An 11720-nucleotide genomic window follows, 5' to 3' on the forward strand; every position below is an offset into this window, starting at 1 on the left:
ACAAATGTATTGTATTATTTCTTGATAATTAAATTTTAAGTCCTTTTAATTACAATTATCAAATAATCAACTAGATAACAACAGGTTAGGAAGATTCTGTTTTATCATTAGGCAAATCATCTTTAAATGCAGATGGTAAAATATCTGGAATTAATTTGATTAAAAGTGGTAATAACAAAGCACCTCCAGGAAGTAAAAACACAGCCAAAGCAGGTATTGCCTTACAAATATCTAATAACTGAATTTTAATTTTTTCCTTTTCTACAGGTGTTAAATTAGAATGTGTAGCTTTTTTAATTAAGAAAACAGCTTCTTTACTTTGCCTTAATTCTTGAGCAAGCCTTAACTTATTTCTATAAATTAATAATTTTATTTCTTCAATGCTGGTCATTATAATTTTCTTCTCTTTCTTTCTGTTTTTAACAGATTTAACTCTCTGCTTGTTTGTCCGGCTACAGAAGTGTTTTCTTCTGCTCTTCTTATCAAGTAAGGCATAACGTCTCTAACAGGTCCAAAAGGCAAGTATTTTGCCACATTATAACCTTGGTTGGCTAAATTATAGCTAATATGATCACTCATGCCAAATAGTTGCCCAAACCATAAGCGGTTATCATTTTCTTTAATGTTATGTTTTTTTGCTAAATCCATTAATAAATAAGAGCTATCTTCATTATGAGTCCCTGCAAATAAAGCCATTTTAGGCTGTTCCACCATGTAATTAATAGCAGTATCATAATTGATATCTGTAGCTTGTTTGTCTGCACATATTGGAGAAGCATAGCCTTTTTCTTCGGCTCTTTCACGTTCTTTTTCCATATAAGCACCACGAACAACTTTCATCCCAATATAAAAACCTTTTTCTTTTGCTTTTGCGTGCAATGTTTTTAGATAGTCCATTCTGTCGTGTTTATACATCTGTAATGTATTAAATACAATGGCTTTTTCTTTATTATAGATTTCCATTAAATCTTCTATTAATTCATCTGCAGCTTTTTGCATCCAGCTTTCTTCTGCATCTATTAATAAGGGAACGTCTTTCTGAATGGCAACTTTACAAACTTTATGAAAACGAGCTTCTACTCTATTCCATTCTTCTTCTTCTTTTTTAGTTAAGGTTTTTTCTTCGGATATTTTTTGATACAATTCAAAACGACCAAAACCCGATGGTTTAAAAACCGCATACGGAATGGACTGTTTTTCTTCACAGAAATTAATGATTTTTAATATTTTCTCTAAAGCGCCATCAAAACTAACTTCTTGGTCTTGCCCTTCAACAGAATAATCTAACACACTATGCACATTTCCGTTATTATACATATTGTCTATAATCGGCATGCAATCTTCTTCCGTTACGCCTCCACAAAAATGATCGAAAACAGTAGAACGTATTAAGCCTTCTACAGGTAAATGTACCTTTAATGCAAAATTTGTTACAGCACTACCAATTCTAACCATCGGCTCGTTCTGTATCATTCTAAACAAAAAATAAGCTCTTTCTAATTGAGAATCTGTTTTTAAAGAAAAGGCAATTTCAGTATTGTCAAAAATATTCATACTATATCGATTTAGTAAAACAAATATAGTATTTGAATGGCAATAATTGAATAATTTATTTTTAATTTGCACACTTAATAATTTACCTATGAAATCTATTAAAGCAGTAACATATCCTGTTCATTTTCAATACAAAGCCTACAAAGAGCTTTCTAATTTAATTACAACGAATAATTATTCTACGCTCTTTATTTTGGTTGATGAGAATACAATGGAACATTGTTATCCTAAATTTATACCTAATTTAGAAACAGACAAACGTATTGAAGTAATAGAAATTGAGTCTGGAGAAATCAATAAAAACCTAGAAACTTGTGTTGGGGTTTGGAATGTTATTACAGAGCTAGGTGGAGATAGAAAAAGTTTAATTATTACTTTAGGTGGTGGTGTTATTACTGATTTAGGTGGTTTTGTTGCTTCGTGTTTCAAGCGCGGAATTGACTTTGTAAATATTCCTACTACCCTATTATCTATGGTTGATGCTTCTGTTGGAGGAAAAACCGGAGTGGATTTAGGTGTACTAAAAAATCAGATTGGATTGTTTGCAAATCCAGAAATGGTAATTGTAGACACTGAGTATTTAACGACCGTTACAGACAGAGAAATTAAATCTGGAACTGCAGAAATACTTAAATATGGTATTACTTACGACCTTAAATTATTTAATGAAATAAAAGACAATAAAGAATTAGTTATAAGTGATTTAATACATCGATCTATAGAGATAAAAAACGAAGTTGTTTTACAAGACCCTAAAGAACAAAGCTTACGAAAAATTTTAAATTTTGGTCATACTTTAGGACATGCAATTGAGTCTTTTTACTTAGAATCTAAAGACAAAGAAAACCTTACTCACGGAGAAGCAATTGCTATTGGAATGGCTTGTGAGTGCTATATGTCTTCTAAATTATTAGGTTTCCCAACTGAAAAAGTAAATGAAGTAAAAGAAGTAGTTTTATCAATTTATAATAAAACCAATCTTTTAAAAGAAGATTTTTCTGCTATAATGGAATTGCTTAAACACGATAAGAAAAACGTAAACGGACAAGTAAATTTTGTTTTATTAAACGATTATCAAGATTACAAAATAGACTGTAAAGTTCCTGAAGAATTGATTGTGGAGAGTATGGAGTTTTATAATAAATAAGACTATTAGCGATTGCTTCGCTTTTAGAAACAAGAATCAAGATATTAAAAAGACCTTTCAACTTAAAAAATTGAAAGGTCTTTTTTATATATAAAATAAAGCAAACTATATTTTATATATTTCTTTAATAATTTATCAAAAAAAATCCCATCAAGCATTAAAACCTGATGGGATTTTTTTTTATTAGAGTGATTTTCTAAAACTCTTTCTTACCAAATTCACTATCAATAAACTTCGATTTATTATTAGCAGCATTAAAAGTATAAGATAAGTTTAAAGAAACCATATCTACTTCATACTTATAGTTAGTAGTAGTATAAAAATTAGCTCCTGAGGTTGTTATACGCTGTTCATTGGTCTTTAACAAGCCCATATCTATATTTTGCCATTGTAGAGTAGCCGTTAGTTTATCATCCATAAACTTTTTTCTGAACGTTAAGTTTGGAGAGTAAAAACGAGAATCTTCTCCCATTGCCGTATTTCTATCAGACAAATAATTAAAAGTGAATTGTACTGATGCATTTTCCCAAAAACTATAGGTAGAATTTAAGTTAAAAGAATAAATAGTTGATTTAGAATCTATATCATAACTTCTATCAATACCATCTCTGTGTTTAAAGTTTAAAATACCATCAATAGCATAATTATATACATTGGCACCAATAGAATTGGTCCAGTTAGCAGTTGGTTTTATTGTTGCTCCAATCTCTAAACCAATAGCATTACTTTTCCCTACGTTAGAATACACTCTATTAATTACACTGTCTATAATTGCACCACTTTGCTCATAAGCTAACGTATTTACACGATTAATAACATTCTCTACATGTCTAAAATACGTTGTTGCATACAATGAGTTTCCTCCTTTTAATTTTTTAGTAATTCCTAATTCTACTAAATCTATAAATTCTGGTTCCAACGTATTATCACCTTGCTCAAAAACTTCTGAATGCTCACGTTCTGCAAAACTATTCATTTTAAAAGTAGTTGTTCTTTCTACTCTTTTACTATAAGCTGTTTTAATATTCGTTTTATCATTAATTTTATACTGTAAAGATGCAGAAGGAAACAACTTTACAAAATCGTAGTTATATACATTTTCTGTTGCCTCACTCTGTAAAGCCTCTTTATACACTCTATCCATAGATTCTAAACGAACTCCGGCTGCATATTCCCATTTACTTTTTGCTCCTGTTACCTGCGCATAACCAGAATGAATGGTTCTTTTTAAGCTAACATCACTAGAAAACTCTGGTACTAAAACACCATCTCTTTCATACTCAAACTTTCCTGTATGATCTAAATCTCTAAATTGATACCCTGTTTCTAAAGTTCCAAAAGAAAAAGGTTTCCATTGATAATCTAAATTAAAACGGGTTCCGTATAATGGATTGTCGTTGGTATTGTATTCTTGTTGGTATACAATACTATTATCAGGGTTCCCTAAATTATCATTCTCTGTTGGACCTCCTAAAAAAGTATATTCATAAAGTATTGAAGTAGATATTTTTGAATCATCATCAAACTTATGAGTATAATCAAAACTACCTAAAGCAAAATCTCCTTTTCTAATTCTTAAATTATGATTGTAATATGAAAACGTATAATCGCGCGTGTTTCCTCCAATAGGAGAAATAGCATGATTATCATAATAAACAATATCTGCCAAACGTTCTTTAGTTCGTTTTCCTGCAAAAAGTCCAACGGAATAAGTGTCTTTTTTATTTGGTGTATAATCTATATTAAAACGACCATTATAGGTAACTTCATCAAAACTACGCTCTCCATCAGAAGGTAAAAAAGTAGTTTTATTTTCTGGAGTATTTATAATAAACATATCTCCTTCTCTTCTCCCCGTCTTATCATTTCGTTGGTAACTTGCTCCCACAGAAATATTCCAATTATCTGTTCTTTTATTTACAGTTGCATCAATGCCGTATCGTTGCGCTGGTTCTTTTGTATCATATTCTTCTATAGACGGAAAGCCGCCACGAACATTTACCTGAGCAAACGTGCCGTTAATTGCTCCTTTCTTAGTGATAATATTTAAAATTCCACCTTTTCCTTCAGGGTCATATTTTGCAGAAGGCGCAGTAATTAATTCTACACTTTCTAAAGCGTTCGCAGGTAGTTGCGCCAAAATAGTGCTTGCATCTCCTTGCGTTGGTTTTCCATTGATTAAAACTGTAAAACCTTTACTACCTCTAACACTAATATCTCCCAAACCATCTACTGTAATAGAAGGTAAGTTCTTAACAACATCTACAGCATTTCCACCAACGGAACTTTGGTATTTTTTGGTATCAAAAACTTGTCTGTCTATTTTATGCTCAACAGCGCTACTTTCTGATCTTACAACAACTTCATTCAACTCATTTCCAGAACCTAAAATTAATTTAATAGTTCCAATATCTTTTTTCTCATTTCTATTATTCAGAACAAAAGATGCAATTGTATTTACTTTATAACCTATAAAAGAAGCTTCTAAATAGTAATTTCCTGGTTTTATATTTGCTATAGAAAATTGACCTTTGTTATCCGTAATAACACCGTTTACCAATGTTTTATTATTTGTTTGATACAAAGCTACGGTTGCATATTCTAGCGGATAACTATCTTCTGCATCTATAATTTTACCAGTTAATTGAGCGGTTGCAATCTGACTAATGATAAGAGTCAGTAATAAAAATGCACATTTTTTTAAATTCATTGAAATACGGTTTACTAAGTTAGAATTTGATTAAATTATAAAATTAAGTGGTTAAACAAAAATAATAAAAGCTTGATAGTGTTGTTTTATATCAACAAGAAAACAACCATAAAGTCTCTATTAATTTCTGACAAAAATACCTTACAATATCGTTTTAAAATGGTCTATTTGAAAATTTCAAGGTCTAATTGGGTTTATTTTGTAACCTATATTTTTTGGGAGTTTCGTTAGTATAACGTTTAAAATATTTTGAAAAATGAGATGCGTCTTTAAAATCTAAACCATAAGCAATATCACTAATTGCCTCGTTTGTATAAATTAAACGTCTTTTAACTTCTTTAATAATATGATCTGCAATAATATCTGATGCAGATTTATCATACTCTTTTCTACAAATTGCATTTAAGTTTTGAGGTGTTGTGTTTAAATACTCAGCATAAAAATTAACGTTATTTTTTAATGTACTAGATAAAACATTCGTAAACAATACCACTAAATCGGTACGCCCTACTTTTTCTATCGGTGCATAGTTTACCAACTTAGAAAATAAAGCTTTTAAGCCACCTTCTACCGCCTCCCTATTTACTGCTTCTTGTTTTTTCTCATAAGTCAGTGATTTAAACAACGCTTTTAAAGAAATATCTTTTTTAGATATTTTTATTTTTGAAGTATGTTGAATTTTTAAAAGCTGATTATTGATAAATTTATCTAGCGTTTTTTGTAAAAAATCTTCTTTAATAATGATTACATACCCTTTTGGTTTGGTAGTAATTTCCCAATGATGGACTTCATCTCTTTTAATTACAAAAGCAGTAGATGGTTTTATTTTGTAACTCTTTAAATCTACATGATGAAAACCAGTTCCCTTAATAAAATAGACAATTTCTAAATATTTATTATGTTTATGTGGTTTGGTGTAACGCTTATTAACATCAAACTCTTCTATTTTAATGTCATTGTATTCAGATATTTTATTATAAGTATCAATTTTGTCCGTCATCAACATATTTTTTTCGATTGTAAAAATACGACAAAAAAAAATCCTTCTTTTCAGAAGGATTCATTTTTTATAAAGTTAGTAAAGCCTTAAACTTTTTTAACCTTAACTGCATTCATACCACGCATTCCTCTCTCTAATTCGAAAGAAACTTTATCGTTTTCTGCAATTTCATCTATTAAACCACTTACGTGCGTAAAATATTTTTCGTTATTTTCTAAATCTATAATAAAACCAAAACCTTTTGATGTATCAAAGAAAGAAACTTTTCCTTTTCTAACAGGATCTTCTTCTGGTAAATCTTCTTTTTTGGTTACAGAAATCTGAATATCTTCCAATTCATATTCTACTTTCAATTCTGGATCTGGTGGAGTATCTGTTAAATTCCCATTATGATCCACGTACGCAAATTGGATACCTGTTGATCCATTTTCATCTTTGTCCGCTTTTCTAGCGTCCATTTTCTTTTGCTTATCTAAACGTTTTTTTAAACGTTTTTTTTCTTTTTCACTTTTACTAAAGGTTTGCTGCGATTTTGCCATTAAAAATATAAGAGTTTTTTAAATTAATATTTCTGAAAAGATAAAATACCTAACTGGAAATTCGAAATCAAACTAACGCTAACTAGTGTATTTAGAGGAGTGTATTTTTTCTTATGTCTGCAAAGATACGATAAATTTAAAAGTTTTCAAAATAGTTATAGGTTTAAGAACATTTATTTTATAAACACTTAAAATATTATAAAAAAACACCTTTTTTAAAAACCAACATCAACTATGCTACGTATATATAATTGAAAACTAAAAATACATTAAATTATGAAGACAATTAAAATTTTCACATTAATATGTGCAGCAACACTAGGATTAGCATCTTGTTCTGATAGCGAGAATAATACTACAGCCCAAGTGCAAGCTAAATTATTATTTACATCTAACAATTCTGATGGAAATGTAAATATCTACAACGTAAACAATACAAACGCTGTAACCAAATCTACATTAACCACTTCAACCGGTGCCGCAGATGGTATCTATTATAATAGTGAAGACGACTTAGTAGTGCAAGCTTCTAGAAGCACTTTTGGCTTAGAGGGTTATACAGATGTTTCATTGGTAACCTCTGTTATTTCTGCAAATGTAACCGCTAATGTTACTGGTAGTTTAGATATGACAAGTCCGAGAGAACTGGCTGTAAACGGTAATTTTTATGTTGTTGCAGATAATGCAGATGCAGATGGAAATACAGCAACAAATGACGGAAAATTATTTATCTACACTAAAAGTGGAAATCAATTTAACTTAAGAAATACCATTACAACAAATATTAAACTTTGGGGAATTACCTTTATTGGTAACGATTTGTACGCTATTGCCGACACAACAAATGAACTAGCAGTTTATTCTAATTTTTTAAGCAACACGTCTACTGCTTCATTAAGTGCTACAAAACAGATAGCAATAGAAGGTATTGTTAGAACACATGGTTTAACATATGATATGGCTACAGATACCATGATTTTAACAGATATTGGAGAAGCTTCTAACGGACAAGATGATGGTGGTTTTCAAATTATAGAAAACTTTACAAGTAAATTTAGTGCTACTGCAAATGGTAATACTCTAGCCTTAACAGAACAAACAAGAGTTGCAGGTTCTAATACCTTAATGGGAAACCCAGTAGATGTTGCTTATGATGGTGACACAAAAACTGTTTTTATTGCGGAAGCTGGTAATGGTGGTGGAAGAATTTTAGCTTATAATAATATTTCTAATGGAGGAAACTTAACTCCTGTGTACAATTCAAGTTTAACATCAGCTTCTGCTGTTTATTTACATAAAGAGTAATAATCATTATACTATCTCTTATTTTAAAACCTTTCATTAATTTGAAAGGTTTTTTTTTGCTACAAAAAAATACAAGTTTATTTTTTTGTACATTTAAGAAATTGTTTCCTTAAAATAAATTTATGACTAAAAACCCGAACAAGCCTAGTACTGCATTTTGGATTATAGCCACTATTGGATTCATTTGGAATGCTATGGGGGTAGATGGTTATTTAAATCAAGTCTACCAAACGCAGCGTTTTAAATTAATGTACACTCAAGAGCAATTAGCGTTTATCTACAACACACCTTCTTGGGTTATGGCAGCTTTTGCAATTGCTGTTTTTTCATCAGTATTAGGTTGCATTTTATTATTCTTTAGAAAAAAAATAGCCAAAACATTTTTCCTAATTGGTTTAATTGCTGTTTTAATACAAACAACTTATAATGGATTCATCAACCCAGGAAAAGAATTGTATGGGGTTCTGGAATATTCTATGCTAATAATAATTCCACTTTTTGCTGTATTTCTATTTTGGTTTTCAAAAAAGTGTGCAGACGATGGTATTCTAACTTAAGAGACTTTTTATTTTTATTCAAAAAAAGCTGCAAGAAATTCAGCTACACAAGCAGGTTTCTCTTGCCCTTTAATTTCTATAGTGCAAGAAAACGTTACTTTAATTCCGTTGTTAGCCATCTCTTCAATTTCTTTAACAACAGAAAGCATTCTTAACTGACTATTTACAGGAACCGGATTCGGAAAACGGACTTTATTCAACCCGTAATTTAAGCCCATTTTTATACTTTTAATCGAAAAAGAATCTTCTAATAATTTAGAAATCATCGCAACCGACATAAAGCCATGTGCAATAGTTGTTTTAAAAGGACTCTCTTTGGCAGCCCTTTTTTCATCAACATGAATCCATTGTTTGTCTAAAGTAGCGTTTGCAAAATCATCAATCATTTGTTGGGTAATAGTATACCAATCTCCAACAGGTAATTGCTGTCCTTTTATCTTTATAAAATCTTCAAAATTTGTAAATTCTAATGATTTCATTCCTTACTTTTTTGTAAACAAATCATCTTTAATCTTAGGTAATTCTAACTCAAACCTTACAGAAACTACTCTAATCAAGACAATAACTATGGTTGAAACTACAAAAAGAACAGCCTGAGGAGCGCTAAACTCATTTAAAACTAGATAAGTAATACCGCCTGCTAAACAAGCAGAAGCATAGATTTCTTTTTCAAAAATTAGTGGTATTTTATTAGTTAATACATCACGTAAAACACCTCCAAAAACAGCAGAAATCATCCCCATAATTAAGGCAACAATTGGGTGTAAATTAAAAGCCAAGCCTTTCTCTAAACCTAATAAGGTAAACACGCTAATACCAATTGTATCAAATAAAAACATGGTTTTACTTAAGTAGGCAATTTTACTTTTAAAAAGAAAAGTAAAAAAAACAGCAGCAAAAATGGTGTATAAATAATTTAAATCTCCAATCCAATTTATAGGATGAGCATTTATTAAAACATCACGTAGCATTCCGCCACCTACAGCCGTTACAAAAGCAATAATTAATACTCCAAATAAATCAAACTTTTTATCCGAAGCCACTAAAGCACCACTGGTTGCAAAAGCAAAAGTTCCTAAAATATCTAAAACATAAATGAGTTCCATTTATATCAACTTTACAATGATTAGTATTAAAACCGAAGTTTTTCTACTAAAAAAGCCTCGGTTTAGATAATGTTATACGGTTACTTCAGAAAACTTAATATTTAATTCTTTCTGAATTTCGTGAATTCTCACGATTTCTGAAGGTAAAATAAAAGCAATTGAAACTCCTGTTTTTCCTGCTCTTGCAGTTCTCCCACTTCTATGGGTGTAGTATTCTAATTGTTCTGGTAATTGATGGTGAATTACAAACTCTAAACCACTTACATCAATTCCACGTGCAGAAACATCTGTAGAAACTAAATATTGTAAATTTTCTTTCTTAAAAGCACGCATTACTTTATCGCGTTCTTTCTGTTGCATATCTCCTTCTAAAGCTGCTGTAGAAAAACCTTCTTCAATTAAAAAGGCTGCTAAATTCTGCGCACCTGCTTTTGTTCTACAAAAGATGATTCCTCTTTGGTCTTGTCTCTTTTCTAAGAAAGTTACAATATCTGCCGCTTTCTCTTTTAAAGTAGTTTTAGCAAAATGATGACGAATATTTGCATTTACCAAAGAGCTTCTGTTAATCTCTACTCTTGGCGCATTAGAGTCCATGTAGGTTTTTACAATCCTTTTAATTTCTTCTGGCATTGTAGCAGAAAACAACCACGTTTTACGATCACCTTCGGTTGTAAACTTTAAGATTCTATTTAAATCTTGTTTAAATCCCATGCTTAACATTTCATCAGCTTCATCTAAAACAACTGTTTTTACATGGCTAATATCAATGTTTCCTCTTTCTATTAAATCGATTAATCTACCAGGAGTTGCTACAACAATATGTGTAGTTCTCTTTAGATTATTCATTTGTCTGTCAATTTTTTCTCCACCGAAAACAGCTTCTACAAATATTTTCTCTTCACTAAACTTCGTGAATTTAAATAATTGCTTTTTTATTTGCTGCACCAACTCTCTGGTTGGCGATAAAATTAACGCTTGTATATTATCTGAACTTGCATCTATATGATGAAGAATAGGCAAACCAAAAGCAGCCGTTTTACCTGTACCCGTTTGTGCTAAACCAATAAAATCTGTAGGCGAATCCAATAAAATAGGAATCGCTTTCTCTTGAATTTCTGAAGGCGTAGAAATCCCTAATTCTTTAATTGCTTGTATATAATCTTTGGTAATTCCTAAGGAAGAAAAAGTTGACATTTTGTATCTTAATTTTGTGCAAAGATACTTTATAGACACTAATTACACGAATTTGCGTGAATTAAAAAAAGTATATAATTAATATCGTTAAAATTTTAAAATAAGAAAGAAAAATTAGATAATTAAAAGGTAGGTAAAAATCACTTAGGCGGTTGTAATACTTTTAAAACATTCTCTCTTATTCTTGCAGGTTTAAAGGTTTTAGAATCTAACATTGCCCAAATTGTTTTGGCTTTTACCAATAGCACTTTCTCTTTATAAAACTCCATAAAACGGACAGAAGTAATCCCTCTTGTTTCTCCTACCCAAGTTTTTACAGTAATAACATCTCCTAAACTAGCTTGTTTTAAATAATCTATTTCATGTCTCATTACCACCCAAACATACTGTGGTAGCGGGTATTCTTTGGTTAAATGACTCCAATGAGTAGTTGCTATTTTATCCATCCATTTTACATAGACCAAATTATTAACATGATCTAAATTGTCTATATCTTCAGATGAAACTGTAATAGTTAATGTAAAAACGTTATCCACTTTTATCAATTTTAGCAAACATAAAAATTTTAAGATATATATAACAATTATTGAAGCTTAGATTTAGTCAAA

Annotated in this window: 12 protein-coding genes; 3 read left to right on the top strand and 9 right to left on the bottom strand. The window is 30.3% G+C overall.

Going from position 1 to position 11720, the window contains the following annotated elements:
• Positions 1-85: 85 nt before the first annotated feature.
• On the bottom strand, positions 86-391 hold the full coding sequence (locus tag GQS57_RS13130; protein WP_165733315.1) for an LETM1 domain-containing protein: 306 nt from the start codon (positions 389-391) through the stop codon (positions 86-88).
• Positions 391-1554 (bottom strand): proline dehydrogenase family protein, encoded by a 1164-nt coding sequence (locus GQS57_RS13135; RefSeq protein WP_165733316.1) that lies wholly within the window; start codon positions 1552-1554, stop codon positions 391-393. The genes GQS57_RS13130 and GQS57_RS13135 overlap by 1 nt, the downstream gene beginning before the upstream one ends.
• 88 nt (positions 1555-1642) lie before the next feature.
• Here GQS57_RS13135 and aroB point away from each other — a divergent pair, with 88 nt between their 5' ends.
• Entirely contained in the window at positions 1643-2701 is a 1059-nt protein-coding gene (gene aroB / locus GQS57_RS13140; protein ID WP_165733317.1) for a 3-dehydroquinate synthase, read from the top strand.
• A gap of 196 nt (positions 2702-2897) precedes the next feature.
• Here aroB and GQS57_RS13145 read toward each other — a convergent pair whose 3' ends face one another.
• The 3 genes from GQS57_RS13145 to GQS57_RS13155 form a co-directional block, all read right to left on the bottom strand.
• Positions 2898-5411 (bottom strand): outer membrane beta-barrel protein, encoded by a 2514-nt coding sequence (locus tag GQS57_RS13145; protein ID WP_165733318.1) that lies wholly within the window; start codon positions 5409-5411, stop codon positions 2898-2900.
• Positions 5412-5595: 184 nt separating this feature from the next.
• Entirely contained in the window at positions 5596-6411 is an 816-nt protein-coding gene (locus tag GQS57_RS13150) for a helix-turn-helix transcriptional regulator (protein ID WP_165733319.1), read from the bottom strand.
• Positions 6412-6497: 86 nt separating this feature from the next.
• Positions 6498-6950, bottom strand: a complete 453-nt coding sequence (locus tag GQS57_RS13155; protein ID WP_165733320.1) for a cold-shock protein — start codon at positions 6948-6950, stop codon at positions 6498-6500.
• 276 nt (positions 6951-7226) lie between these two features.
• On the opposite strand from GQS57_RS13155, the gene GQS57_RS13160 reads away from it, so the two are divergent.
• Positions 7227-8255 (top strand): hypothetical protein, encoded by a 1029-nt coding sequence (locus GQS57_RS13160; RefSeq protein WP_165733321.1) that lies wholly within the window; start codon positions 7227-7229, stop codon positions 8253-8255.
• A gap of 122 nt (positions 8256-8377) precedes the next feature.
• On the top strand, positions 8378-8812 hold the full coding sequence (locus GQS57_RS13165) for a hypothetical protein (RefSeq protein ID WP_165733322.1): 435 nt from the start codon (positions 8378-8380) through the stop codon (positions 8810-8812).
• Positions 8813-8826: 14 nt separating this feature from the next.
• On the opposite strand, the gene GQS57_RS13170 is transcribed toward GQS57_RS13165, so the two are convergent.
• The 4 genes from GQS57_RS13170 to GQS57_RS13185 all read right to left on the bottom strand — a co-directional run bounded on the left by GQS57_RS13170 (position 8827) and on the right by GQS57_RS13185 (position 11648).
• Positions 8827-9291 (bottom strand): MaoC family dehydratase, encoded by a 465-nt coding sequence (locus GQS57_RS13170; RefSeq protein WP_165733323.1) that lies wholly within the window; start codon positions 9289-9291, stop codon positions 8827-8829.
• A 3-nt stretch (positions 9292-9294) separates the two neighbouring features.
• Complete coding sequence (locus GQS57_RS13175; RefSeq protein WP_165733324.1) at positions 9295-9918, bottom strand: trimeric intracellular cation channel family protein; 624 nt, start codon at positions 9916-9918, stop codon at positions 9295-9297.
• A 72-nt stretch (positions 9919-9990) separates the two neighbouring features.
• Positions 9991-11112 carry a DEAD/DEAH box helicase gene (locus GQS57_RS13180; RefSeq protein ID WP_165733325.1) on the bottom strand — a complete coding sequence of 374 codons (1122 nt, stop codon included), beginning with the start codon at positions 11110-11112 and terminating at the stop codon, positions 9991-9993.
• A gap of 140 nt (positions 11113-11252) precedes the next feature.
• Positions 11253-11648 (bottom strand): thioesterase family protein, encoded by a 396-nt coding sequence (locus GQS57_RS13185; RefSeq protein ID WP_165733326.1) that lies wholly within the window; start codon positions 11646-11648, stop codon positions 11253-11255.
• Positions 11649-11720: the final 72 nt, after the last annotated feature.

Origin of the sequence: Polaribacter sp. 20A6 (genome assembly GCF_011378915.1) — a bacterium.
In the GTDB taxonomy this organism is placed as follows: Bacteria; Bacteroidota; Bacteroidia; order Flavobacteriales; family Flavobacteriaceae; genus Polaribacter; species Polaribacter sejongensis.

Coding starts and splice junctions, on each gene's coding strand:
- GQS57_RS13130 (WP_165733315.1), bottom strand. CDS start 391: ATGACCAGCATTGAAGAAATAAAATTATTAATTTATAGAAATAAGTTA.
- GQS57_RS13170 (WP_165733323.1), bottom strand. CDS start 9,291: ATGAAATCATTAGAATTTACAAATTTTGAAGATTTTATAAAGATAAAA.
- GQS57_RS13175 (WP_165733324.1), bottom strand. CDS start 9,918: ATGGAACTCATTTATGTTTTAGATATTTTAGGAACTTTTGCTTTTGCA.
- GQS57_RS13160 (WP_165733321.1), top strand. CDS start 7,227: ATGAAGACAATTAAAATTTTCACATTAATATGTGCAGCAACACTAGGA.
- aroB (WP_165733317.1), top strand. CDS start 1,643: ATGAAATCTATTAAAGCAGTAACATATCCTGTTCATTTTCAATACAAA.
- GQS57_RS13155 (WP_165733320.1), bottom strand. CDS start 6,950: ATGGCAAAATCGCAGCAAACCTTTAGTAAAAGTGAAAAAGAAAAAAAA.
- GQS57_RS13135 (WP_165733316.1), bottom strand. CDS start 1,554: ATGAATATTTTTGACAATACTGAAATTGCCTTTTCTTTAAAAACAGAT.
- GQS57_RS13150 (WP_165733319.1), bottom strand. CDS start 6,411: ATGACGGACAAAATTGATACTTATAATAAAATATCTGAATACAATGAC.
- GQS57_RS13145 (WP_165733318.1), bottom strand. CDS start 5,411: ATGAATTTAAAAAAATGTGCATTTTTATTACTGACTCTTATCATTAGT.
- GQS57_RS13165 (WP_165733322.1), top strand. CDS start 8,378: ATGACTAAAAACCCGAACAAGCCTAGTACTGCATTTTGGATTATAGCC.
- GQS57_RS13180 (WP_165733325.1), bottom strand. CDS start 11,112: ATGTCAACTTTTTCTTCCTTAGGAATTACCAAAGATTATATACAAGCA.